This window comes from Rahnella sp. CFA14(1/10), assembly GCF_004195095.1.
Classification (GTDB): Bacteria; Pseudomonadota; Gammaproteobacteria; order Enterobacterales; family Enterobacteriaceae; genus Rahnella; species Rahnella perminowiae.
Genome location: NZ_SEWS01000007.1, coordinates 297,306 through 320,677, shown reverse-complemented (window position 1 = coordinate 320,677; position 23,372 = coordinate 297,306). Strand labels below are relative to the sequence as shown.

Below are 23,372 nucleotides of genomic sequence, written 5' to 3'. Positions count from 1 at the left end.
TGATAATGAATGAGCACCATCTCAGTGTAGTCAGCCTGCATTTCTTTGATAGCGAAGATCCCAAGCAGGCCCTTATTCAGGGTTTTGGAATGCCGCTGCGACAGCGCTTCCGGAGCCAAATTACAAGGAGAATGCGGTGCGCTGGTTACCGTTACTACTGTTATTCCTGCTGGCTTACATTGAAATCACCTTATTTATCAAGGTGGCTGCGGTGGTGGGCGTCGCAACAACGTTGCTGCTGGTCGTTTTCACCTCCTGTGTGGGCGTGTCCCTGGTGAAGAATCAGGGGATGAAAACGTTTATGCAATTGCAGCAAAAACTGGCGGTTGGGGAAAGCCCGGCGGCTGAGATGGTCAAAAGTGTTTCGCTGGTCATTGCCGGGTTTCTGCTGTTGGTACCGGGCTTCTTTACCGATTTCCTCGGTTTGCTGCTCTTACTACCGCCGATCCAGAAACGACTGACGCTTAAACTGATGCCTCATTTGAATATTGTGCGTTCCGGTGGTAACTGGGGAAGCAGTGCGCCAACAGGGAATACCTTTGATGGCGAGTTCCAGCGGACGGATGAAACGCAGGAACGTCTGGTTTCACCTAAAAAAGATGACGACACAGAGCACCGCGATCGCTAATCTCTGTGGCCTTAATTGTTAAAAGATTGTTGGGAAGCACTGCGGAGGTCAATTTTTAGTCATCCGTGCAGCGAAAGAAAAAGAGAAATTTTTTTCTGTTCTTCCCCTTGAAGGGTGAGGTATCGCCCCCATTAAACAAACCACGAGGCCGGGCAGGAATCTGCCAGGCATTCAATCCTAAAAATAGATATGGACCCGCTCACAGGAGAGTTATCAATGAAAATTCGTCCATTGCATGACCGCGTTATCGTCAAGCGTAAAGAAGTAGAATCTAAATCTGCTGGCGGCATCGTTCTGACTGGCTCAGCTGCAGGTAAATCTACCCGTGGCGAAATCCTGGCTGTCGGCCATGGTCGCATTCTGGAAAACGGTGAAGTTAAAGCGCTGGACGTGAAAGTTGGCGACATCGTCATTTTCAACGACGGTTACGGCGTGAAAGCTGAGAAGATCGACAATGAAGAAGTGTTGATCATGTCCGAGAGCGACATTCTGGCCATTGTTGAAGCCTGATTGTCCCCCGACCCACTTTTTTCTGAACAGAACGAATTTAAGGGAAATTAAAAATGGCAGCTAAAGAAGTAAAATTCGGTAATGACGCCCGTGTGAAAATGCTGCGTGGCGTAAACATCCTTGCTGATGCAGTAAAAGTGACCCTCGGTCCTAAAGGCCGCAACGTGGTTTTGGACAAATCTTTCGGCGCACCTACCATCACTAAAGACGGCGTGTCCGTTGCACGTGAAATCGAACTGGAAGACAAGTTCGAAAACATGGGCGCACAAATGGTGAAAGAAGTCGCGTCCAAAGCGAACGATGCAGCGGGTGACGGTACCACTACTGCAACTGTTCTGGCGCAGGCAATCATCACTGAAGGTTTGAAAGCTGTTGCTGCTGGGATGAACCCGATGGATCTGAAACGTGGTATCGACAAAGCTGTCGTTGCTGCGGTTGAAGAACTGAAAAAATTGTCTGTACCTTGCGCTGACTCTAAGGCTATCGCACAGGTAGGGACGATCTCCGCTAACTCCGACGAAACCGTAGGTAAACTGATCGCTGAAGCGATGGAAAAAGTCGGTAAAGAAGGCGTGATCACGGTTGAAGAAGGTACTGGCCTGCAAGACGAGCTGGACGTTGTTGAAGGTATGCAATTCGACCGCGGTTACCTTTCCCCATACTTCATCAACAAACCAGAAACCGGTTCTGTTGAACTTGAAAGCCCGTTCATCCTGCTGGCTGACAAGAAAATTTCTAACATTCGCGAAATGCTGCCAGTGCTGGAAGCCGTTGCTAAAGCCGGTAAACCACTGCTGATCATTGCTGAAGACGTTGAAGGCGAAGCCCTGGCGACTCTGGTCGTGAACACCATGCGTGGCATCGTGAAAGTGGCTGCGGTTAAAGCTCCGGGCTTCGGCGATCGTCGTAAAGCCATGCTGCAAGACATCGCAACCCTGACCGGTGGTACAGTTATCTCTGAAGAGATCGGTCTGGAACTGGAAAAAGCGACCCTGGAAGATATGGGTCAGGCTAAACGTGTTGTGATCAACAAAGACACCACCATCATCATTGATGGTGTGGGTGAAGAAGCCACTATCCAGGGCCGTGTTTCTCAGATCCGTCAGCAGATCGAAGAAGCAACTTCTGATTACGATCGTGAAAAACTGCAAGAGCGTGTGGCTAAACTGGCAGGCGGCGTAGCCGTTCTGAAAGTGGGCGCAGCGACTGAAGTTGAAATGAAAGAGAAAAAAGCGCGCGTTGAAGATGCCCTGCACGCAACCCGTGCTGCGGTAGAAGAAGGCGTGGTTGCCGGTGGTGGTGTGGCGCTGGTTCGCGTTGCTCATACCCTGGCTAACCTGACTGGCGACAACGATGATCAGAACGTGGGTATCCGCGTTGCTCTGCGCGCAATGGAAGCTCCACTGCGTCAGATCGTTGTAAACGCAGGCGAAGAAGCTTCTGTTATCGCCAATACCGTTAAAGCAGGCGAAGGTAGCTTCGGTTACAACGCTTACACTGAACAGTACGGCGACATGATTGCAATGGGTATCCTGGATCCAACTAAAGTGACCCGTTCTGCTCTGCAGTACGCGTCTTCTGTAGCTGGCCTGATGATCACCACTGAGTGCATGATCACCGACCTGCCTAAAGACGATAAAGTCGATATGGGCGGTGCTGGCGGTATGGGTGGCATGGGCGGCATGGGCGGCATGATGTAATCATCCCCCCCTGCGTTCATCCGCAGGTATGCGAAATCAGCGGGCTTTTTGCTCACTGACTTCATATACTGAAAAAACCCGGTCTGAAAAGGCCGGGTTTTTTTGTTTGACCCTTTTTTATCAGGTTCAGTAAGATAACTCTCATTGTCTCCGGCCTTTAACGTGTAGACTCGTTTCTACGTGGTTTTCGGATTTTTACCGTTACCGCCAGCTTAGGTATACGTGGCAACGGATGCCTAAGAAAGCCAGGTGTTTTCTGATAGGCTTTATGTGATTACAAAAACAAATGGGGAAAGTGATGCGGATTAAAATGTTACTGGGCCTGTCAGCTATCGCGCTGCTTGCCGGGTGCAGTACCACTCATCAACTGGATGCAGCGGGTCAGCAGGTGAAATTCACAGACGACAAACCAGGCGCAAATTGTCAGTTGCTTGGCCAAGTCACCGGTGCCCAAAGCAACTGGTTCTCCGGTACCGGCGGTGACGGCAGCTCCATGCGTGGCGCAGCTAATGACCTGCGCAACAAAGCGGCAGCGATGGGCGGCAACACCATTTATGGTGCTAACAGCCCGTCCCAGAATTTCCTGTCCAGCTTTGCACCGGTTGACAGCAAAATGGTCGGTCAGGTTTATAAGTGCCCATAGTCGTCGCCTGAGCGATAAAAATATTAAAGGGATGCCACTGGCATCCCTTTTTGCATTCCCCCCTTCATACTTTAAGCCGCAGGTGAGTGGGCTACGTTCAGTCACCCGAATCACTTACCTGAGTAAGCTCATCGGGACTCCATCCCTTGCCGCCTTGCTGCAACTTGAATTATTGGGGGGAGGAAGGATGTGTTAAGACTGCTTCAGGCGCAGATCCAAAATGGTTTTGCTCGGCTCGCCGCCAATCTCACGGGTCAGTTTCGGCACCATATAACCTGACACTTTACTCATCAGTTGTTTCATAATGACGCGCGCTTCGTCGTCGTTCACCATGAAATGCGCCGCACCTTGTACTTTATCCAGCACGTGGATGTAGTAAGGTAAAATACCCGCGTCAAACAGCGCGTTGCTCAGTGTGGCAAGCACTTCGGCAGAATCATTTACCCCCCGCAGCAACACGCTCTGATTAAGCAACGTCACGCCATGGCGTTTCAGCTTCGCCATACTGGCGCGTAATGCATTATCGATCTCATTGGCGTGATTAATATGCGTTACCATCAGCACCTGAAGGCGTGATTTTTCCAGGCGCTGGCAGAAGGTATCCGTGATACGTGCAGGAATAACCACCGGCAAACGGGTATGAATACGCAGCCGCTTAATGTGTGCGATGCCTTCCAGTTCACCGATTAACCAGTCGAGTTCATGATCCTTGGCCATCAGCGGATCACCACCGGAGAAAATAATTTCATCGAGTTCGGGGCGTGTGCGGATATAATCCAGCGCCTGAACCCAGTTGGCCTTATTTCCCTGGTTGTCCTGATACGGGAAATGACGGCGGAAACAGTAGCGGCAATTTACCGCACATCCGCCTTTCACCAATAACAGGGCGCGATTGCTATACTTGTGCAACAGACCCGGAACAACGCTGCGTTGTTCATCAAGCGGGTCAGTGGTAAAGCCCGGCGCGGCGATAAACTCCTCGTGCGCGGTTAATACCTGAAGCAATAAAGGATCCTGTGGATCGCCCGGCTGCATACGTGCCACAAAGGCGCGGGGCACGCGAAGCGGGAACAAACGACGGGCTTCACGCCCACTTTGCAATTCTGCATTGTCGTTAAGTGCCAGAAGAGTAAGCAGTTCATCCGGGTCAGTGATAACATCGCCGAGTTGATACAACCAATCTTCTCTAAATGGCGTGTTTAGGGTTACAATGTTTGCCATTTTTTTGGCTAATACCAGTTTAAAATTAGAGGGCCATCATGGCGACTTATTCTAGCAACGATTTCCGTCCGGGTCTTAAAATCATGTTCGAGGGCGAGCCTTACGCTATCGAATCCAGTGAATTCGTAAAACCAGGCAAAGGCCAGGCTTTCGCACGCGTTAAAATGCGTCGTCTGCTGACCGGTTCCCGTGTAGAAAAAACGTTTAAATCTACCGACTCATGCGAAGGCGCTGACGTTGTAGATACCAACATGAACTACCTGTACAACGATGGTGAGTTCTACCACTTCATGCACCCTGAGACTTTCGAACAGCATCAGGTTGAAGAGAAGACGGTTTCTGACGCCTCTAAATGGCTGCAGGACAACGCAGAATGTATCGTAACGCTGTGGGATGGCCGTCCTATCGCGGTTCAGCCACCAAACTTCATCGAAGCGGAAGTTGTTGATACTGACCCGGGCCTGAAAGGTGATACCGCAGGTACAGGCGGTAAGCCAGCTACCCTGAGCACTGGCGCCGTGGTTAAAGTGCCATTATTCGTGCAGATCGGCGAAATTGTCCGTTGTGACACCCGCTCTGGCGAATACGTTTCCCGCGTTAAATAAGTTTTCGATACTTATTTATTACGCCGGATGAAAGCTGCCGCAGAGTAAATCCTGCCGCAGCTTTCCAGCCCCAACTTTTTGAATTGGATTGTGTTTACCATGTTGAAGAAGATAATGTTTATCGTAGTTTCAGTGACGTTGCTGGCTTCGTTATCCGGCTGCAACACGGTTCATGGTTTCGGTGAAGACATCCAACATCTGGGTGGTGCGATTTCCAAAGCAGGCTGATTTCTTCAGCCTCGTTTTTTACCAAATGTCCTAAAATCCTGCCTGTTGCCTTCTATATCCGGAAAGTTAGCTACACTAACAGTGTCGTACTTTACATTCTCTTATAGGAAGGAAATTTATATGCTGAAGAAAAGTATCCTCGCTATCTTATCTGTTGTTGTCCTGTCTTCCGCGTTAACCGCCTGCAATACCACGCGTGGTGTAGGGGAAGATGTATCTGCCGGTGGGCAAGCGATCCAGAAAAGCGCGCAATAGCGGGCGGGTAATAGTAAAGTAAGTTGATGTCTGCCTGCACATTGATGCAGGCAGTGTTGTTTTTACGGCACGGGAATTAAGGCTGTTTCACCCACACCAGTTTGCTGGTATCGAATCCGTAGCCTTGTGCTGTTTGCAGAAGTTGCTGCTTCACGCGGTCATCCAGTGTTGGCGTACGGGAGAGGATCCACAGGTAGCTTTTATCCGGCCCGCATACCAGCGCGTACCGGTAATCCTTATCCAGCTCAATGACATTATAGCCGCCATAGAACGGGCCGAAGAATGACACCTTGAGTGCCGCCCGCGCCGGCGATCCGGTGAAGTAACCTTTGCCCTCACTTTCCTGCCATTTATTCTTTTGCGGATTAAACCCGCGATTAATCACTTTTACCCCACCATCATCACGCAAACTGTAATTAGCGGTGACGCGTTCCAGTCCGCTTTCAAAACTATGATCCAGTCTGGCGACTTCATACCAGGTACCGAGATAACGGGTGAGTTCGAAATTATTGACGACTTTGACGTCAGCAGGCGGCGTTACGCTGCACGCGACCGACAGAAGTGCTGTGATGATAACGCTGAGTTTTGACCAGATACGCATAGACCTTCCTTCCTTAGTATGTTCTCTAAGTGTAGGTAACAAAAAAGAAAAAGGGAAAATCAGTGCAGAAAGAATGAAAACAGCGGCCAGAGAGATGACCGCTGGAAAGGGGGATCTTTGCGGATCAGAGGCGGATCAATACGATAAGGGTCACGATACTTAAGATCGCCGCCAGACCGTAAAATACCCATTTACCGGCCGGAACGTGGATCTTCAGGTCGTGCATGGCATGGTGGATCCGGTGCAGCCCGCACCACAAAGGCAGAACGATCATCAGCAGCAGGAACAGACGCCCGATCCCGCTTTGTGCAAATGCCAGTACGCGCGGATAGCTCAGTGCGTCACCGGGGAAGAAGCCCAGCGGCAGCAGGAAGCACACCAGCAAGATCATCACCGGTGCGAAAATCGCGCTCCACATACCGCCCGCGCCAAACAATCCCCAGAACACCGGCTCGTCTGAACGTTTAGGAAGAGTATTTTTCATGTCGCCTCCTTAAAGAAACAGTGCAATGACAAGCACAACCAGCGTCACGACGATTGTCACGCCCCAGAAACCGGCAATCACCGGTTCCGGCCCCATTTTTTTGCCTTTCACTATCACAATAGAGGCTTTCGGTGCCAGTTCGAACCAGGTCTTGGTGTGCAACAACGCCGCAAGCAGGGCGATCAGGTTAATCAGCAAGACCACCGGGTTTTGCAGAAAATTCACAAAACCCGCCCAGCTTTCAGGCCCGTTACGTAACGAAAAAATCCCTGCCAGCAGTAAGAGACTGAACCACACGGCCGGCACCGCCGTGCCCTCACGCAGCATATAAAAACGGTAGAACGGTAAGCTTTTCCACCAGCTGGCTTTCATCTCACGCACGTAGGGCTTACGTTTGCTGCCCGTACTTTGAGTTGTCATATTTTCCTCCCTCATTGCGGTCTCAGCCTCGCGATCATGAAGTCTTTGGAGCTTTCGACTTTGCCTTGCTGAATGGCGGCTGCGGGGTCGACGTGCTTCGGACAAACTTCGGAGCAATACCCGACGAACGTACAACTCCAGACACCGTTCTGAGTGTTTAGCTGCGGCATACGTTGTGCCTTGCCGTGGTCCCGGTTATCAAGGTTATAGCGGTGCGCCAGCGTAATAGCGGCCGGACCGATGAATTCCGGGTTCAGACCAAACTGCGGGCAGGCGGCGTAACACAAACCGCAGTTGATACAGCCGGAGAACTGATGGTATTTCTCCATTTGCGCCGGAGTTTGCTTACCCGGGCCTTCACCCACCGTGCGGGTATTGCCGATAATGTAAGGTTTGATGGATTCCAGGCTTTCGATAAAGTGGGTCATATCGACCACCAGATCACGCTCAACCGGGAAATTCGCCAGCGCTTCCACCTGCATACCGTCCGGATATTCCCGCAGGAAGGTTTTACATGCCAGCTTCGGCACGCGATTGACCATCATGCCGCATGAGCCGCAGATTGCCATCCGGCAGGACCAGCGATAGGAAAGATCAGCGGCCAGATGATCTTTGATATAGCCCAGAGCATCGAGCAGCGACGTTGTTTCATCGAAAGGCACGTCATACACCACCGGATGCGGCGCGCTGTCCGTTTCCGGGTTGTAGCGCATGATTTCAACCTTCAGGCTGCGTATTTTAGCCACGTGATTGCTCCTTATCTTTTTTATCGTGAGTCTCAGATTCCCCGCCATACACGCGTTTTGCCGGTGGCAGCGTGGTAATTTTCACGTCGCCATATTCCAGACGCGGGGCGGAGTCTGGCTGATAAAAGGCCAGAGTATGCTTGAGGAAATTCACGTCATCGCGTTCAGTACAGCCTTCATCCAGACGCTGATGCGCGCCGCGGGATTCGCGGCGGTGCAGGGCGGAATGCGCCATGCATTCGGCCACTTCCAGGCCATGCCCCAGTTCGATGGTGTACAGCAAATCCGTATTGAAAACGCTGGAGGTATCCTGAATCTTCACCCGCTTAAAGCGTTCTTTCAGTTCAGCCAGTTTATTGATGGTTTTTTGCATCAGTTCGGTGGTGCGGTAAATGCCGCAACCTTCTTCCATCGCCAGACCCATTTCGTCGCGGATGGCTGCCCAGCTTTCGTCGCCTTCCTGTGCCATCAGCGCGGCGATACGATTTTCGATATCACGAACCTGTGCGTCGAGCGCATCGTTGTTGCCGGTGTCTTTAGCTTGTACGGCGCGTTCTGCTGCTTTTTCACCGGCCATACGGCCGAACACCACCAGTTCGGCCAGCGAGTTTGAGCCGAGACGGTTTGCGCCATGCAGGCCGACGGACGAACACTCACCGACCGCAAACAGACCCTTGATGCGGGTTTCACACTGCGCATCGGTTTCGATGCCGCCCATGGTGTAGTGTGCGGTAGGACGAACAGGGATCGGATCAGTAATCGGATCGACGCCGACATAAGCTTTAGCCAGTTCGCAGATGAACGGCAGACGTTCACGGAGTTTTTTCTCGCCGAGATGGCGTAAATCCAGGTACACCACGTCACCACGCGGTGTTTCGATAGTCCGGCCGGCCCGCCATTCGTGCCAGAACGCCTGCGATACCTTGTCGCGCGGGCCCAGTTCCATGTATTTATTTTTCGGTTCACCCAGCGGCGTTTCCGGCCCCATACCGTAATCCTGGAGATAACGGTAACCGTCTTTATTGACCAGAATACCGCCTTCACCCCGGCAACCTTCAGTCATCAGAATACCGGAGCCCGGAAGGCCGGTCGGATGATATTGTACGAATTCCATATCACGAAGAGGGATGCCATGACGGAACGCCATGCCCATACCGTCGCCGGTGACGATGCCGCCGTTGGTGTTATAACGGTAAACACGGCCAGCGCCGCCGGTTGCCATGACCACGGCGTTGGCCCGGATTTGTACGCGGGTGCCTTCCATCATATTAATCGCGACAACGCCCCGAACCTGGCCTTCATCGACCAGAATATCGAGAACGAAATGTTCGTCGAATCGCTTGATTTGCGGATATTTCAGCGAGGTCTGGAACAATGTATGCAGCATGTGGAAACCGGTTTTATCCGCTGCAAACCACGTACGTTCGATCTTCATCCCGCCGAAGCGGCGGACATTGACGGAACCATCATCTTTACGGCTCCAGGGGCAACCCCACAGTTCTAGCTGGGCCATTTCAGTCGGGCATTGATGCACGAAATGATCCACCACGTCTTGCTCACACAGCCAGTCGCCTCCGGAAACAGTATCCTGGAAGTGAAAATCAAAGCTGTCGTGATCTTGTGTCACTGCGGCAGAACCGCCTTCGGCAGCGACCGTGTGGCTGCGCATTGGGTACACTTTCGAAATCAACGCGATATTCAGGTTGGGATTGGCTTCCGCTGCGGCTATTGCTGCGCGTAAACCCGCCCCACCTGCACCTATAATTGCAATGTCGGCGTTAAAGGTTTGCACTGCATTCCTCCACTATCATCAATGAGATCGGGTTTGAAACACCCGCGAAAAGCTCTTCATATTCGAAGAGTTAGTGAACCCCGATGACATACAGGCGCTGTCCCGATGGCTGATATTCTTATTGTTTGTAAGGGAATTATGATACCAAAGGGGTAGAAGCGGTAATTTGATGTGAATGCAGGTTTGGGCTTTCTCTGCTTTTTGCTTCGCAAAATGAGATAATTGTTTGCCTGCGGGGATGCGGGTAGACTGCATGACTTTTCTGAATTCGGAGTAAATCACCATGAGCGAAACAGCAAGCTGGCAACCCAGTGCTTCTGTCGCCAATTTGTTGAAGCGTGCGGCAATCCTCGCTGAGATCCGACGTTTCTTTGCCGATCGCGGCGTACTGGAAGTTGAAACGCCAGCGATGAGTCAGGCCACGGTGACCGACATTCATCTGGTACCGTTTGAGACGCGTTTTGTCGGGCCGGGTGCGGCTGACGGCATGACGCTGTATCTGATGACCAGCCCGGAATATCACATGAAACGTTTGCTGGCAGCGGGCAGCGGGCCGATTTACCAGATGGGCCGCAGTTTCCGTAATGAAGAAGCCGGACGTCATCACAACCCGGAGTTCACCATGCTGGAATGGTACCGTCCGCGTTATGACATGTACCGCCTGATGAATGAAGTGGATGATCTGCTCCAGCAGGTACTCGATTGCGACAGTGCTGAAACCTTGTCTTATCAGCAGGCATTTACCCGCCATTTAAGTATTGATCCCCTCTCTGCCGATAAAACTGAGCTGCGCGAAGCGGCGGCAAAACTGGATTTATCCAATATTGCCGACATCGAAGAAGACCGCGACACCCTGTTACAGTTGTTATTTACGATGGGCGTGGAGCCGCATATTGGCCGCGATAAGCCGACATTCGTCTATCACTTCCCGGCGACGCAGGCATCTCTGGCAGAAATCAGCACGGAAGATCACCGCGTGGCCGAGCGTTTTGAGGTGTATTACAAAGGTATTGAGCTGGCAAATGGTTTCCGTGAACTGACAGACAGTCGTGAACAACGTCAGCGTTTCGAGCAGGACAACCGTAAACGCGCGGCACGCGGCCTGCCGCAGCTTCCCATTGATAACAATCTGCTGGATGCGTTAGCGCACGGCATGCCGGAGTGTTCTGGTGTGGCGCTGGGCGTTGACCGTCTGATTATGATTGCACTGGGTGCCGCCAGCCTGAGCGATGTGCTGGCCTTCCCGGTGACGCGCGCCTGATCCTGATTCTGCTGTTCAGCCCTGACCTCAGGGTCAGCACTTTGTCAGCAATCTGAAAGGGCAGAAGGATCTGCCTTTTTGCTTTTCTTTTGGCTTTTATAAGTCGCCCGGTGAGCGCGAACTGTTTCCGCTGCGACCACTGCCGCTGCTGCTGGTAAAGGTCGCGTTATTGCCATTTTGCGCGCGGTGCAGTGTTTCCATACGCACCTGGAATGGCGGGAACGGCAGCGTAATGCCATGCTCGCGGAATCCGGACAGGATCAGCTGATGGATTTCATGGCGCAGCGGCATACGGTGTGCCATTTCAGCGGCATGCATACGCAGCTCGAAAATCTGAATCCCCTGCTGGAGATCCACCAGATAGGCTTCCGGCGCAGGCATGTCCAGCACCAGCGAACAGCGGTGCGCGGCACCGAGCAGAATTTCGGTCACTTCTTCACTGTTCGCTTCCGACGGCGCAGGGACGGTCAGCACCACACGGGTAACGGAATCTGACAACGACCAGTTGATGAACTGCTCGGTAATAAAGGCCTTGTTGGGCACGATAATCTCCTTACGGTCCCAGTCGGCGATCGTTGTGGCGCGGGTATTGATTCTGGTGATGCTGCCGGTCAGGTTGCGGATCGTCACGGTATCGCCGATACGGATCGGTTTTTCAAACAGGATAATCAGGCCGGAAATAAAGTTAGCGAAAATTTCCTGCAAACCGAAGCCGAGACCGACACCAAGTGCTGCCACCAGCCATTGTAGTTTTGCCCATTCGATCCCGATCAGCGAGAAACCTGTCAGGCCGCCAATCAGCAGCAACACATATTTGGTCACGGTCAGCACGGCATAACCGGTGCCCGGCGTCAGATCCAGATGTTGCAACAGCGCCAGTTCCAGTAGCGCGGGCAGATTACGCACCAGTTGCGTCGTGATAATCAGCACCAGAATGGCGATCAACACCGATCCCAGTGTGATCGGCTGCATGCTCTCTACGCCCTGAACCGTAGACGCCACCTGCCAGAGATGAATATTTTCCAGGAACGAGAAGGCCGAGTGGATCTCAGACCACAGGAAGATCACCGAGATCAGGGCGATCAATGTCAGCAGGGAACGTACCAGTCGCAGTGATTGCGCGGAGATAGCATCCAGATCCACCACGGGTTCTTCAATCTCAACCGTCCCTTCATTACTGGTACTGACCTGATGGGCCTCGTCCTCACCGCGGGCACGCTGATTCAGCATTTCTGCCCGGCGCTGCTTGGCGCGTTCGAACGCAATACGACGGCGCTGGATCAGCATCCAGCGCCGGATAATGTGGTAAATCACCAGTAATACGAACCAGATGGCTACCGAGGTTTCCAGGCGTGCCAGCAGCGCCTGTGAGGTCGCGAGGTAGCCCATCAGCGAAGCCAGTGCGGCCACAACGGGCGCGCCCAGCAGCATCCACCATAAGGCTTTGTTGATGACGTTTTCGCTGTTGCCTTTTTTATCGTGATACAGCGGAATTCCCGCGCGTTTCAGGCTGTGGGTGACCAGCGCGACCACCAGACACAAAATAACAAAGCACAGCCGCCCCAGCGTATTTGAGAACTCCCGATCGTTAAGATTATCGAAGGTAATCAGCGCCATAATTAACGGCACCAGCACCCAGATCGACAGCGCATAGTAGCGAAGGGCACGTGATACCGCACGTTGCGGCCAGCCGAAGTGGGCGACAAATAACCCTTGCGGATGCGCCAGCGCGGCACTGACCATAAATGCCCACAGGATTGGCAGGGTTGCGGTGACACCATCGCCGATCGCAACTGCAATCGGGTACGGCCACGCGCTTTGCAGCCCGAAGCCCAGCGCTGCCCACAGCACCGGCAACGGCATGGCGACCAGAATCGACCAGAACACGGTGCGCAGGGTCAGCGAGAAATGATCCTGTGTGACCTTACCCACTTTACTGCTGGCACGTGCCAGGAACGCGTAATAATGTTTGCGCGAACTGATGCTGATAATCACCAGAATCAGTGCTCCAAATAATGGCAGCAGCGTTTCTTTGCTGGTGACCATCATCATGGACGCACCGCCAAGCTGACTGAGTGAATCCAGTGAAAGCAGACGTTTCAGATCATGCGCGACCTGCACCGGGTAAGAAATGCCGATGGCGCTGACGTCTGCCACCCAGAACAGATAACGGTGGGCGGCGTCATGAACATCATTCAGCGCTTCCACCAGCTGGCTGTTCGCCACTTTCAGCTTGGTGAGTTCAAGAATTTGGGTATCGCAACCTGAAAGCAGGGAATTGAGCAAATCACGCTGCGTCCGCAACTGTGCATCCAGAATTTTTTGCTGAGCCGCAGTTAGCGGTTTTCCGTCATCCTGCCTTGCCTGGCGATAAATAGCCTGCTTATCCAGTAAATCTTCATAGTGCAGGCGCTGCACGCGCAACTGGCCCATATCGCGGTCAAGCTGTTGCGGTTTCGGCATATCCGGCAGACGCGCAACCTGCGCCCGCAGTGTTTCGCCAAGTAAATTAGACGCGCCAAGCCACTGTGCCTGTTCGCGAATGGTATTAATCGCCTGACGTACCTGTTGAGTTTGTGCAGCGGCCTGACGCTGCTGAGATGAGATCAGGTCCATCCGCTGCGCCTGCTGATTCAGTGCCAGCGACAACTCACGGTTGGCCTGCAACTGCTGACTGATAGAGTGCGGCAATTCACCACTCTGTTCGGCCAGCAGCTCGGTTTTTTCCAGCGCCTGTTCAGCTTCCCGCTGGCGTTGGTTATTCAGTGTATTGCGTAAGGCCTGTAATTGCTGATCAAGAAAGTCGGCGCGTTTTTTGTAGAGATCTGTGCGCATTCGCGACAGTTCCTGCCGGTTATTGGCAGAAAGCTGAGCCAGTTCCAGTTCATCAACCTTGGCTTTACGCGCTGCAGATTCGGCCTGAAGTGCGCTGAGCTGGGCCTGTGCCAGCGGTGAGGAGATTGCCGTCGCGGTCGCCGCCTGTATGCGCTGATCGATGTCGCTCAGCGCGTTGCGGGCTTCGGATTGCTGTTGCGGGATCAGACTCAGTGAGTCGCTGATGTCGCGGGAGCGGTCCTGCTCCTGACGCAACTGGCGGGTTTCTTCCAGCTGCTGACTGCTGACTTGCAGAATTTGTTGCTCGAGCTGAGCCGTGGAGATGCTGTCATCCAGCGCGGGCGGCTTGTCAGGCTGATTTTGCAATTCCTGGCGCAGGGCCTGCGTCAGTTTTGGAAAGTCATCAATGACCTTTTGATATTCCGCCGAGCGCCCGGCTGAAACGCTGGCTTCATTCAGCCAGTTGAGTGCGCTTTGCAGCGCCTCAACCACCTGCGTCTGATTGGCCATTTCTTTATTGGCTTCCGCCTGTTTCAACTCTTGTTTGAGCTGATCTTCAGTCGGTGCTGCACCCGCCATCAATGGCAGGGACAGCAGTAAACTCATCAGCAAGGCGGGGAACAGGCGCACTCGGTCATATCCTTTTTTCAGTTCTGTATGTCAGTTCAGCGCGAACTTAATAATCTTTCGGAGCCTGCGGTTCAGCGGTTGCGACACCTGCTGGCGCTTCTTTAGTGACAGAGGATTCTGCTACCACAGGTTCCGCTGCTGCTGCCGGAGCACGCAGAGCTTCGGCGAACGGTTCGCCCATGCGGGTCACCGTGCCATTACTCAGATTCGGCATGAAGCGAACCTGATTAGCGGCAAACAGGTTGATCACCGTGGAACCCAGTTTGAAACGGCCCATTTCCTGACCTTTTTCCAGCGCGATGGCACCTTCTTCACCGGCTGCCGGATAAGTCCAACGCTTGATAATGCCTTCGCGCGGCGGCGTGACGCAGCCTGCCCAGACGGTTTCAATGCTGCCGACAATCGTTGCGCCAACCAGAATCTGTACCATCGGCCCGAATTCAGTATCAAAGACGCAGATGACGCGTTCGTTACGGGCGAAAAGATTGGGTACATTCGCGGCGGTCAGCGGGTTGACTGAAAATAAATCTCCCGGGACATAAATCATTTCACGCAGCACGCCGTCGCACGGCATATGCACCCGGTGATAATCACGTGGTGCCAGATAAACAGTGGCAAACTGTCCGTCTTTGAATTGCTCTGCCAGCAAATAGTTACCTGCCAGCAATGCTTCTAAACTGTAGAAATGACCTTTAGCCTGGAACAGTTTGCCCCCGGTAATTGCCCCTAACTGGCTGACTGCACCGTCGGCTGGCAGGCAAAGCATATCCAGACCACTGACCACCGGACGTGCGCCCTCGCGCAGCGGACGCACGAAGAATTCGTTAAACGTGGCATATGATTTGAGATCCGGATTTTGTGCTTCTTTCATGTCGACGTTATAAAAACGGGCAAATGCTCTGATCACCCAATGTGTCAGCGTGGCAGCACGCTTATCTGCGCCCCAGCCAGCCAGACGGGTCAGTCCTTGTTTAGGAAGTAAATATTGAAGTTTGATTTTGATACTGTCCAGCACGGGGAAAACCTCTTGAATGATATGAATGACCGGCGTACCGGCCATTTTGCAGGCGCCCCCGAATGGTATTCAGGGGCATGCAGTGTTGTATGGCGGAGGATTGTAACGGGGTGAAATCAACGGTTCAACTTCCGTTAACGTTACCCGATTGCCATTAACATATTAATTCAACAAATTAGTATTAAAGTGCATCGAAGTTTTTACGTGTTTTTACGTCTTCCATGCTTTCCAGAATACGGTGGTAATTGTCGAAACGTTCTTCGGCTATTTCACCACGGTCTACGGCATCACGGATTGCACAGCCCGGATCACTGCCATGCTTGCAGTCGCGGAATTTACAGTAGCCGAGGAAAGGGCGGAATTCGACAAAGCCCTGGGTGATCTGCTCTGGCGCAAGGTGCCATAAACCGAATTCACGCACGCCCGGGGAGTCAATAACGTCACCGCCATGCTGGAAGTGATACAAACGCGCCGCTGTCGTGGTGTGCTGACCCAGGCCTGAGTTATCGGACACTTCATTCACCAGAATTTGTTTTTCATCCGGTGGCAGCAGGGCGTTCAGCAGACTGGATTTACCCACGCCGGACTGACCGGCGAAAATACTGATGCGGTCAGTCAGCGCCTTTTCAAACGCAGGCATACCTTCACCGGTCTGGCTCGACACTTCGAGGACGCGGTAATTTATTTTGCGGTAGATATCCATCATGCCCTGAACGAATTGACGGCCTTCGTCGTCGAGCAGATCGATTTTATTGAGCACAATCAGCGGCTCAACTTCAACCGTTTCGCACGCCACCAAGTAACGATCAATAATATTAAGCGACAGTTCCGGCAGGATGGCGGAGACAATCACGATCTGGTCAATGTTTGCGGCAATGGGTTTGACGCCATCATAGAAATCAGGGCGTGTGAGAACGGAAGTTCGTTCATGGACCGCCTCGACGATACCTTTCACACTGGTATTTTCGCCGGCGCGCCATACCACGCGGTCACCGGTCACCAGAGAACGGATGGTTCGGCGGATATTGCAACGGTGCTGGCTGCCGTCGGCCGCTTCAACGTCCGCATGCATCCCGAAACGGCTGATGACGACGCCGTCCTGCGGTTCGCCATGCAGAGAATCGTCCAGCTCTTTGCGTTTGTCCGTCTGTGTCAGACGACGCTGATGGTTAGTCTGAACGCGACGTTGTTGCCCTTTAGACAGTTTTGATTTAGTCACTGCGCCTCACTTGACTGGCTTTAATCGCTCGGTGCGACCAAAACGACTATGATACCAGCTATTTTATATTAATTGCCCGAATGACGGAGAACTCCGTCAACTCTCTACTTTGTAACAGGACACATCATGGCCGCTAATGACTCGAATTTAATTTGGATTGACCTGGAAATGACCGGTCTGGATCCTGAACGTGACCGTATTATTGAGATTGCGACGCTGGTGACCGACGCGCATCTGAACATTCTGGCCGAAGGCCCGGTCATGGCAGTCCATCAGTCTGACGCGCAGCTGGCGCTGATGGATGACTGGAATGTGCGCACCCACACCGGCAGCGGTCTGGTTGATCGCGTCAAAGCCAGTCCGTTTGATGACAATGCCGCCCAGCAAAAAACTATCGACTTCCTGCGAGAGTGGGTTCCTGCGGGCAAATCGCCGATTTGCGGCAACAGCGTCGGCCAGGACAGACGTTTTCTGTTTAAATATATGCCGGAGCTGGAAGCCTATTTCCATTACCGTTATCTGGACGTCAGCACGCTGAAGGAACTGGCGCGTCGCTGGAAACCGGAAGTGCTGGGTGGTTTTAAGAAGCAAAATACTCATCAGGCGCTGGATGATATCCGTGAATCTGTGGCTGAACTGGCGTACTACCGCGAACATTTTATTAATCTTTAATCTCCGTCATCCTTCAGGCTGCAGATGCGTTGGCTGCACTCTCTCACCTGAATCACTGACCGATTTGTTGTGAGTTTGCCGCCTTCCTGCAACGTGAATGATTTAGGCGATTTATTTTAAAAAAGTTAAAAAGGCATACGGAGCACAAAATCATCGCGTTTCGCTGATTAAATCGTCGCTTTGATGGTTTAATCGGCACTTGAACGAAAAAAACGTTTTTTTGCTTTCAGGGGCTTGCGGCAAAAAGGATTTCTCGTATAATGCGCACCCCGTACCGATGAAGAATTTCGTTGAGTGCGCAGAGCGGGAATAGCTCAGTTGGTAGAGCACGACCTTGCCAAGGTCGGGGTCGCGAGTTCGAGTCTCGTTTCCCGCTCCAAATTTTTAAGCTTTTGAGATTTAAAGATTTAAGACGTAAATAATGCAGTGCCATGCGACGCGGGAATAGCTCAGTTGGTAGAGCACGACCTTGCCAAGGTCGGGGTCGCGAGTTCGAGTCTCGTTTCCCGCTCCAAAATTTCAAAGCCTGTACATTTATGGCAAATGCCAGTACAGCAGATGTCAGACATCTCAATGCGGGAATAGCTCAGTTGGTAGAGCACGACCTTGCCAAGGTCGGGGTCGCGAGTTCGAGTCTCGTTTCCCGCTCCAGTTTTCTTCTTCAGTTCAAAATCATTTCTTAATAGTGTCTTCCTGCATTTTCTGTGCATAAATGACCTGATCATTACACGATTTGTAGTAATGTTTTAAACAGACTTATCCACAGGATTAGGCGTTTTTTTAAACTGTCTGTTTTTTGTGCTTGGTATATTGATAAAATTTAATGCCTTGATTTTAAATAAAATTAATTTATAACGAAACGTTATGACGATCACTTGCTCTTTTTTTTGCACTTGATTGGCAAAGCATTTTTATTTTTATGCACAGAAAATATCGCTTTTCCAATTAACGCTTTGGGGAAGGGTTATGCATCCCTTGGCAGACCCTTTTCAACCGCACGGATCAGGCGCTTTTGCTGTGAAGATTGCACTTCCACCTGATGTTCACTTCTTCTTTCAACCTGCTGTGCAATCGCCCAACTGATATGTTCATCCAGCAACGCATTCTCACCTTCCCGCGATTGCAGTGTATTAAGCACCTCACGGGAGTACGGGGCATTGCCCAACGCCACCGCAATATTGCGCAACCAGCGCAAATGTCCGATACGCCGGATTGGCGAGCCTTCCGTGATGCGCAAAAACTTTTCTTCCGTCCAGCCAAATAATTCAATCAGTTCAGGGGCATGAAGTGCGGCGCGCGGGCTGAAATCGTCTTCTCCGGTCAGTTGTGAATAACGATTCCAAGGGCAGATCAGCTGACAGTCATCGCAGCCGTAGATACGGTTACCCATCAGCGGACGGAATTCTTCCGGAATTGCGCCTTCCAGTTCAATGGTCAGATAGGAAATACAGCGGCGGGCGTCGACAGTATAAGGGGCAACGATCGCACCGGTCGGGCAGGTTGTCATGCAGGCTACGCACTTTCCGCATTTCTCTTCCTGAGGCTGATCCACGGGCAGAGGCAAATCAATCAGCAGTTCGCCGAGAAAGAACCACGAGCCGGATTCACGGTTAAGAATAAGTGAGTGTTTACCAACCCAGCCCAGACCGGCTTTCGCCGCCAGCGGGCGTTCCATCACTGGTGCAGAATCTACAAAAGGGCGGAAAGTCACGGTCTGATCAGCATGCTCAGTACAATATGCCTGAATCATATCGCCGAGTTTTTTCAGGCGCTGGCGCAACACTTTGTGATAGTCGCGTCCGAGGGCATAACGGCTGACATAACCCAGCTGCGGATTATTCAGGGTCTTGGCAAAAGCGGCCTTGGCAGGCAAATAGTTCATCCGCACGCTGATCACCCGCAGCGTACCAGGCAGTAATTCATGCGGACGGGCGCGTAACATACCGTGGCGCGCCATCCAGTCCATCTCGCCATGATATTGTTTATTAAGCCAGTCTTGCAGTTTAGGCTCTTCCACAGATAAGTCTGTATCGCAGATACCCACCTGCTGGAAGCCTAGCGATTGGCCCCATTGCTTGATATGTTGAGCCAGTTGAACGAGATCGAGAGGGAGTGTCATGACGAACCAACGTGAAAAACGAAACGAGGCGAGTTTACCACATTCCGTATTTTCTGCTGACTGGCTACGACAGGCTGAGCGACAGGCGGCGCAGGAAACGGGGATTTCTCTGTTTACACTGATGCAACGCGCGGCAAAAGCCGCTTTTTTACTGGCGCAGCGTAAGTTTCCGCAAACCCGTCACTGGCTGATTTTATGTGGTCACGGTAATAACGGTGGTGATGGCTTTGAAGTTGCACGACTGGCGAAAAACGCAGGGCTACGCGTAACACTGCTGACTGTTCAGGGGAGTAAGCCGCTGCCTGAAGAAGCAGAGACAGCGCGTGAGGGCTGGCTGAAAAGCGGCGGCACGGTTAACCCGGTGGATTCACCATGGCCGCAGGATGCGGATCTGATTATCGATGGTCTGCTCGGTACCGGTTTATCTTCCGCGCCACGCGCGCCTTACGCCGCACTGATTGACGACATCAACTCAGCGTCTTTACCTGTGATCTCTTTAGATATCCCTTCGGGACTGGATGCGCAAACCGGTCAGGCCGCGGGCAAGGCGGTGCATGCTACGCACACGATCAGTTTCATCGCTCTGAAACCCGGTTTGCTGACCGGGCAGGCACGTGACTATACGGGGAAATTACACGGCGATGCGCTGGGGCTTGAAAGCTGGCTGGGCGGACATCTGGCACCCTTACAGAGGCTGGATGCAACTCAGTTGGGCCAATGGTTGCACCCGCGACGTCCCTGTTCCCATAAAGGGGAATATGGCCGTTTGTTGGTGGTGGGTGGCGATACCGGCTTTGCGGGCGCGATCCGTATGGCTTCAGAGGCTGCGCTGCGTACCGGGGCCGGGCTGGTGCGAGTACTTACTCACAAAGAACATGCGGGACCGCTACTGACTGCCAGACCGGAGCTGATGGTGCAGGAACTCACGGCTGCGTCGCTGGATGCAGGGCTTGAGTGGGCAGAGGTAGTCGTTATCGGTCCCGGTCTGGGTCAGAGAGAATGGGGCAAACAGGCCGTGGAACGTGTGGCAGACTGGGATAAACCAGCCTTATGGGACGCCGATGCGCTTAACCTGCTGGCAATCAACCCGCGGAAACGGCAAAATCGTGTACTGACGCCTCATCCGGGCGAAGCGGCAAGATTGCTGGGTTGCAGCGTGAAAGATATTGAGAGTGACCGCTTACTTTCCGCCAGGAAGCTCACTGAGCGATATGGTGGCGTGGTAGTGCTTAAAGGTGCAGGCACGCTGATTGCCAGCGAACGTGGCGAGATGGCGATAGCGGATGTCGGCAATGCCGGAATGGCATCCGGCGGCATGGGCGACGTACTTTCTGGTATTATTGGCGGATTGCTGGCTCAGAAACTTAATGTATATGATGCGGCCTGCGCGGGCTCAGTGCTTCATGGCGCTGCCGCAGACGAAATTGCCCACCGGCAGGGAACGCGCGGTATGCTGGCAACTGATCTTTTAGCGGTGATTGCCCCGTTAGTTAATCCAGACCTGAAGAAATAGATATCACTGAATGAATCAACTTAATATCTCTTTACCCGACGAAGCGGCAACGCTGCAACTAGGTGCTTCACTGGCGAAAGCCTGCGAAGGCTCAGCGGTTATCCATCTTTATGGCGATCTGGGAGCCGGTAAAACGACCTTCAGCCGGGGGTTTCTTCAGGCATTAGGCCATCAGGGTAATGTGAAAAGCCCGACTTACACTCTGGTAGAGCCTTATCAGCTGGATAAGATTGCCGTTTATCATTTTGATTTATATCGCCTTGCTGATCCGGAAGAACTGGAGTTCATGGGGATCCGCGATTATTTCGCACAGGACGCCATTTGCCTGGTGGAATGGCCACAGCAGGGTGCAGGGGTATTGCCTGAACCGGATATTGAACTGACGCTGGATTATTCCCCAACCGGGCGCACCGCAAAGTTGGCGGCGGTTTCTGAATCCGGCATAAAATTGCTGCATCGTGTTCAACAGCAAGGATGATCACGCGATGAACTCACGTTTTACCTCTCTTTATATTTCAGCGACGATGATGACGTTGTTATCGGCGCTGATGTTGTTTGCCGTGCTGGCCTCGCCGGTTTTTGCGGCTGGCATGAAAAACATCAATGTTTCCAATGGTGCCACGCAATCTACCGTCACGATTTCATTTGATGGTTCACCGGATTACTCTTTTTTTCCGCTGCACAACCCTGAACGTGTGGTCATGGATATCCGGCAGGACGGCGTGATGAAAGGCCTGCCGCTGAATTTTAACGGACAGAATCTGGTGACGCGTGTACGTGCCAGTACGCCGCCCAATGCGCAGAGTCAGCGTCTGGTATTTGAACTGAATCAGAAAGTCCGAACCAACGCCACAAAACAGAAAGATGGAAACCAGTACACCGTGGTGCTGACCATGAACGCCGCTGCTCCGGCACGTCGGAGTGCACCGGTTGCCGTGGGGACCAACACGTCCTCGCCAAATGCGGGCAGAATGGTTACGCCTTCCGCGAAATCAAATCCGTTTACCCATGATCAGACCAAAGTCGTCGCGACGACGGTGGCGCCGGATAATTCACGTTCTTCTACCGTGTCGACCAGTGACAGCAGAATTATTGTCGCTATTGACGCCGGTCATGGCGGGCAGGATCCGGGCGCAATCGGCGCTGGCGGGCTAAAAGAAAAAAATGTCACTATCTCAATTGCCCGTAAATTACAGGCGATTCTTAATGCAGACCCGATGTTCCAGCCGGTATTAACCCGCGACGGGGATTACTTTATTTCGGTCATGGGCCGTTCCGATGTAGCGCGTAAGAAAAATGCTAATGTGCTGGTTTCTATTCACGCTGATGCCGCGCCGAGCCGCAGTGCGCGCGGTGCATCAGTCTGGGTGTTATCGAATCGTCGTGCTAACAGTGAAATGGGGAACTGGCTGGAGCAACACGAGAAACAGTCAGAACTGCTCGGCGGCGCTGGGGATGTGCTGGCAAATACCGCTTCAGACCCGTATCTCAGTCAGGCGGTGCTGGATTTACAGTTTGGTCATTCACAGCGCGTGGGCTATGACGTTGCGACCCGTGTATTGCGCGAACTGCGCTCTGTTGGCTCTTTGCATAAAGCGAAGCCGGAACATGCCAGTTTAGGTGTTTTACGTTCGCCTGATATTCCTTCCCTGCTGGTGGAAACCGGCTTTATCAGTAATTCAACTGAGGAGCGGCTGCTGGGCAGCAGCGCGTACCAGGATAAAATTGCGAGGGCTATCCACATCGGCCTGCGTAATTATTTCCAGTCGCATCCGATACAAAATGGCCCAAAGGTCGAAAACCGTCCGCTGCTGGCCTCATCAGCAGCGGCGGCAGACAGTAGCGCGACAGCCAGTACTGCCGCTAACCAGCCTGGCCCGATTGAAGTGACTGCCGGTGCAGCCGGTGCCACGCAGATCCACAAAGTGACCCGGGGTGAAACCCTGACCGGGATCGCGAACAGCTACGGCACGACAAACGCGGCGCTGCGCGATCTTAATAAACTGAAAAAAGACGGTGTCTGGGTCGGTCAGCGATTGAAAGTCCCTGCGGGAACCCGCACATCTTCAACAGCCGCCGCACCTGCTTCGACAACAAAAACGTCGAAGAAGCCCGCGAAACATAAAGTGAAACGCGGCGATACGCTGTCGGCGATCGCCAGCCAATATGGTGTCAGCATGAATGACATCAAAACCGCAAATCATATGAAGTCTGGCGAGGTACAGCTCGGCCAAACCTTAACTATTCCTCAGTCATAGGCGGTAAATGACCGCTG

The 23,372-nt window shown here is 52.7% G+C and carries 22 protein-coding genes and 3 tRNA genes; 15 read left to right on the top strand and 10 right to left on the bottom strand.

What is annotated here, in order from left to right; genetic code table 11:
* Positions 1-136: 136 nt before the first annotated feature.
* The 4 genes from EVX52_RS16110 to EVX52_RS16095 all read left to right on the top strand — a co-directional run bounded on the left by EVX52_RS16110 (position 137) and on the right by EVX52_RS16095 (position 3,481).
* A complete protein-coding gene (locus EVX52_RS16110) occupies positions 137-628 on the top strand; it encodes an FxsA family protein (RefSeq protein WP_014333639.1) in 492 nt (163 codons plus the stop codon).
* A gap of 216 nt (positions 629-844) precedes the next feature.
* On the top strand, positions 845-1,138 hold the full coding sequence (locus EVX52_RS16105; RefSeq protein WP_009636718.1) for a co-chaperone GroES: 294 nt from the start codon (positions 845-847) through the stop codon (positions 1,136-1,138).
* Positions 1,139-1,191: 53 nt separating this feature from the next.
* Positions 1,192-2,838 (top strand): chaperonin GroEL, encoded by a 1,647-nt coding sequence (gene groL / locus EVX52_RS16100; RefSeq protein ID WP_129954214.1) that lies wholly within the window; start codon positions 1,192-1,194, stop codon positions 2,836-2,838.
* Positions 2,839-3,136: 298 nt separating this feature from the next.
* Positions 3,137-3,481 (top strand): DUF4156 domain-containing protein, encoded by a 345-nt coding sequence (locus EVX52_RS16095; protein WP_129954216.1) that lies wholly within the window; start codon positions 3,137-3,139, stop codon positions 3,479-3,481.
* Between the two features lie 192 nt (positions 3,482-3,673).
* Here the strand turns inward: EVX52_RS16095 and epmB are convergent, their stop codons facing one another.
* A complete protein-coding gene (gene epmB, locus EVX52_RS16090; RefSeq protein ID WP_129954218.1) occupies positions 3,674-4,702 on the bottom strand; it encodes an EF-P beta-lysylation protein EpmB in 1,029 nt (342 codons plus the stop codon).
* Between the two features lie 38 nt (positions 4,703-4,740).
* On the opposite strand from epmB, the gene efp reads away from it, so the two are divergent.
* The 3 genes from efp to EVX52_RS16075 all read left to right on the top strand — a co-directional run bounded on the left by efp (position 4,741) and on the right by EVX52_RS16075 (position 5,790).
* Positions 4,741-5,307 (top strand): elongation factor P, encoded by a 567-nt coding sequence (gene efp, locus EVX52_RS16085; RefSeq protein ID WP_013573742.1) that lies wholly within the window; start codon positions 4,741-4,743, stop codon positions 5,305-5,307.
* A 114-nt stretch (positions 5,308-5,421) separates the two neighbouring features.
* Positions 5,422-5,535: an entericidin A/B family lipoprotein gene (locus EVX52_RS16080; protein ID WP_370278348.1), complete on the top strand. Its 114-nt coding sequence runs from the start codon at positions 5,422-5,424 to the stop codon at positions 5,533-5,535.
* Between the two features lie 120 nt (positions 5,536-5,655).
* A complete protein-coding gene (locus tag EVX52_RS16075) occupies positions 5,656-5,790 on the top strand; it encodes an entericidin A/B family lipoprotein (protein ID WP_129954222.1) in 135 nt (44 codons plus the stop codon).
* Positions 5,791-5,866: 76 nt separating this feature from the next.
* On the opposite strand, the gene blc is transcribed toward EVX52_RS16075, so the two are convergent.
* The 5 genes from blc to frdA form a co-directional block, all read right to left on the bottom strand.
* Entirely contained in the window at positions 5,867-6,391 is a 525-nt protein-coding gene (gene blc / locus EVX52_RS16070; RefSeq protein ID WP_129954224.1) for an outer membrane lipoprotein Blc, read from the bottom strand.
* 124 nt (positions 6,392-6,515) lie between these two features.
* On the bottom strand, positions 6,516-6,875 hold the full coding sequence (frdD, locus tag EVX52_RS16065) for a fumarate reductase subunit FrdD (RefSeq protein ID WP_129954226.1): 360 nt from the start codon (positions 6,873-6,875) through the stop codon (positions 6,516-6,518).
* Between the two features lie 9 nt (positions 6,876-6,884).
* Positions 6,885-7,295: a fumarate reductase subunit FrdC gene (gene frdC / locus EVX52_RS16060; protein ID WP_129954228.1), complete on the bottom strand. Its 411-nt coding sequence runs from the start codon at positions 7,293-7,295 to the stop codon at positions 6,885-6,887.
* An 11-nt stretch (positions 7,296-7,306) separates the two neighbouring features.
* A complete protein-coding gene (locus tag EVX52_RS16055) occupies positions 7,307-8,089 on the bottom strand; it encodes a succinate dehydrogenase/fumarate reductase iron-sulfur subunit (protein WP_238483323.1) in 783 nt (260 codons plus the stop codon).
* The gene (gene frdA / locus EVX52_RS16050) at positions 8,034-9,833 is read right to left on the bottom strand and encodes a fumarate reductase (quinol) flavoprotein subunit (protein WP_129954232.1); all 1,800 of its coding nucleotides are present in this window, start codon (positions 9,831-9,833) and stop codon (positions 8,034-8,036) included. The genes EVX52_RS16055 and frdA overlap by 56 nt, the downstream gene beginning before the upstream one ends.
* A gap of 283 nt (positions 9,834-10,116) precedes the next feature.
* Between frdA and epmA the strand changes: the two genes are divergently transcribed.
* Entirely contained in the window at positions 10,117-11,094 is a 978-nt protein-coding gene (gene epmA, locus EVX52_RS16045; RefSeq protein ID WP_129991647.1) for an elongation factor P--(R)-beta-lysine ligase, read from the top strand.
* Positions 11,095-11,190: 96 nt separating this feature from the next.
* On the opposite strand, the gene mscM is transcribed toward epmA, so the two are convergent.
* The 3 genes from mscM to rsgA all read right to left on the bottom strand — a co-directional run bounded on the left by mscM (position 11,191) and on the right by rsgA (position 16,793).
* The gene (gene mscM, locus EVX52_RS16040; RefSeq protein ID WP_129991646.1) at positions 11,191-14,559 is read right to left on the bottom strand and encodes a miniconductance mechanosensitive channel MscM; all 3,369 of its coding nucleotides are present in this window, start codon (positions 14,557-14,559) and stop codon (positions 11,191-11,193) included.
* A gap of 46 nt (positions 14,560-14,605) precedes the next feature.
* Positions 14,606-15,574, bottom strand: coding sequence for an archaetidylserine decarboxylase (gene asd / locus EVX52_RS16035; protein WP_129954238.1), 969 nt, complete (start codon positions 15,572-15,574; stop codon positions 14,606-14,608).
* Positions 15,575-15,755: 181 nt separating this feature from the next.
* Positions 15,756-16,793 carry a small ribosomal subunit biogenesis GTPase RsgA gene (gene rsgA, locus EVX52_RS16030; protein ID WP_129954240.1) on the bottom strand — a complete coding sequence of 346 codons (1,038 nt, stop codon included), beginning with the start codon at positions 16,791-16,793 and terminating at the stop codon, positions 15,756-15,758.
* A gap of 126 nt (positions 16,794-16,919) precedes the next feature.
* On the opposite strand from rsgA, the gene orn reads away from it, so the two are divergent.
* From orn to EVX52_RS16010, 4 genes are all read left to right on the top strand, one after another.
* Entirely contained in the window at positions 16,920-17,465 is a 546-nt protein-coding gene (orn, locus tag EVX52_RS16025) for an oligoribonuclease (RefSeq protein ID WP_129954242.1), read from the top strand.
* Between the two features lie 303 nt (positions 17,466-17,768).
* Positions 17,769-17,844: transfer RNA gene (locus tag EVX52_RS16020), tRNA-Gly, on the top strand.
* A 59-nt stretch (positions 17,845-17,903) separates the two neighbouring features.
* Positions 17,904-17,979 (top strand) — tRNA-Gly (locus EVX52_RS16015).
* Positions 17,980-18,040: 61 nt separating this feature from the next.
* Positions 18,041-18,116: transfer RNA gene (locus EVX52_RS16010), tRNA-Gly, on the top strand.
* A 313-nt stretch (positions 18,117-18,429) separates the two neighbouring features.
* Here the strand turns inward: EVX52_RS16010 and queG are convergent.
* Positions 18,430-19,584: a tRNA epoxyqueuosine(34) reductase QueG gene (gene queG, locus EVX52_RS16005; RefSeq protein WP_129991645.1), complete on the bottom strand. Its 1,155-nt coding sequence runs from the start codon at positions 19,582-19,584 to the stop codon at positions 18,430-18,432.
* On the opposite strand from queG, the gene nnr reads away from it, so the two are divergent.
* Genes nnr through amiB form a run of 3 tightly spaced genes read left to right on the top strand, consistent with a single transcriptional unit; the run spans position 19,583 to position 23,355 of the window.
* Positions 19,583-21,097: a bifunctional ADP-dependent NAD(P)H-hydrate dehydratase/NAD(P)H-hydrate epimerase gene (gene nnr / locus EVX52_RS16000; protein ID WP_129991644.1), complete on the top strand. Its 1,515-nt coding sequence runs from the start codon at positions 19,583-19,585 to the stop codon at positions 21,095-21,097. The two genes, queG and nnr, sit on opposite strands and share 2 nt — an antisense overlap.
* 10 nt (positions 21,098-21,107) lie before the next feature.
* Positions 21,108-21,575, top strand: coding sequence for a tRNA (adenosine(37)-N6)-threonylcarbamoyltransferase complex ATPase subunit type 1 TsaE (gene tsaE, locus EVX52_RS15995; RefSeq protein ID WP_129991643.1), 468 nt, complete (start codon positions 21,108-21,110; stop codon positions 21,573-21,575).
* 7 nt (positions 21,576-21,582) lie between these two features.
* The gene (gene amiB / locus EVX52_RS15990; RefSeq protein WP_129954250.1) at positions 21,583-23,355 is read left to right on the top strand and encodes an N-acetylmuramoyl-L-alanine amidase AmiB; all 1,773 of its coding nucleotides are present in this window, start codon (positions 21,583-21,585) and stop codon (positions 23,353-23,355) included.
* Positions 23,356-23,372 lie beyond the last annotated feature (17 nt).

What these genes read in the sequence shown, in the direction of transcription:
- EVX52_RS16105 (WP_009636718.1), top strand. Translation starts at nt 845, where the DNA reads ATGAAAATTCGTCCATTGCATGACCGCGTTATCGTCAAGCGTAAAGAA.
- groL (WP_129954214.1), top strand. Translation starts at nt 1,192, where the DNA reads ATGGCAGCTAAAGAAGTAAAATTCGGTAATGACGCCCGTGTGAAAATG.
- EVX52_RS16095 (WP_129954216.1), top strand. Translation starts at nt 3,137, where the DNA reads ATGCGGATTAAAATGTTACTGGGCCTGTCAGCTATCGCGCTGCTTGCC.
- epmB (WP_129954218.1), bottom strand. Translation starts at nt 4,702, where the DNA reads ATGGCAAACATTGTAACCCTAAACACGCCATTTAGAGAAGATTGGTTG.
- efp (WP_013573742.1), top strand. Translation starts at nt 4,741, where the DNA reads ATGGCGACTTATTCTAGCAACGATTTCCGTCCGGGTCTTAAAATCATG.
- EVX52_RS16080 (WP_370278348.1), top strand. Translation starts at nt 5,422, where the DNA reads ATGTTTATCGTAGTTTCAGTGACGTTGCTGGCTTCGTTATCCGGCTGC.
- EVX52_RS16075 (WP_129954222.1), top strand. Translation starts at nt 5,656, where the DNA reads ATGCTGAAGAAAAGTATCCTCGCTATCTTATCTGTTGTTGTCCTGTCT.
- blc (WP_129954224.1), bottom strand. Translation starts at nt 6,391, where the DNA reads ATGCGTATCTGGTCAAAACTCAGCGTTATCATCACAGCACTTCTGTCG.
- frdD (WP_129954226.1), bottom strand. Translation starts at nt 6,875, where the DNA reads ATGAAAAATACTCTTCCTAAACGTTCAGACGAGCCGGTGTTCTGGGGA.
- frdC (WP_129954228.1), bottom strand. Translation starts at nt 7,295, where the DNA reads ATGACAACTCAAAGTACGGGCAGCAAACGTAAGCCCTACGTGCGTGAG.
- EVX52_RS16055 (WP_238483323.1), bottom strand. Translation starts at nt 8,089, where the DNA reads ATGGCGGGGAATCTGAGACTCACGATAAAAAAGATAAGGAGCAATCAC.
- epmA (WP_129991647.1), top strand. Translation starts at nt 10,117, where the DNA reads ATGAGCGAAACAGCAAGCTGGCAACCCAGTGCTTCTGTCGCCAATTTG.
- orn (WP_129954242.1), top strand. Translation starts at nt 16,920, where the DNA reads ATGGCCGCTAATGACTCGAATTTAATTTGGATTGACCTGGAAATGACC.
- nnr (WP_129991644.1), top strand. Translation starts at nt 19,583, where the DNA reads ATGACGAACCAACGTGAAAAACGAAACGAGGCGAGTTTACCACATTCC.
- queG (WP_129991645.1), bottom strand. Translation starts at nt 19,584, where the DNA reads ATGACACTCCCTCTCGATCTCGTTCAACTGGCTCAACATATCAAGCAA.
- tsaE (WP_129991643.1), top strand. Translation starts at nt 21,108, where the DNA reads ATGAATCAACTTAATATCTCTTTACCCGACGAAGCGGCAACGCTGCAA.
- amiB (WP_129954250.1), top strand. Translation starts at nt 21,583, where the DNA reads ATGAACTCACGTTTTACCTCTCTTTATATTTCAGCGACGATGATGACG.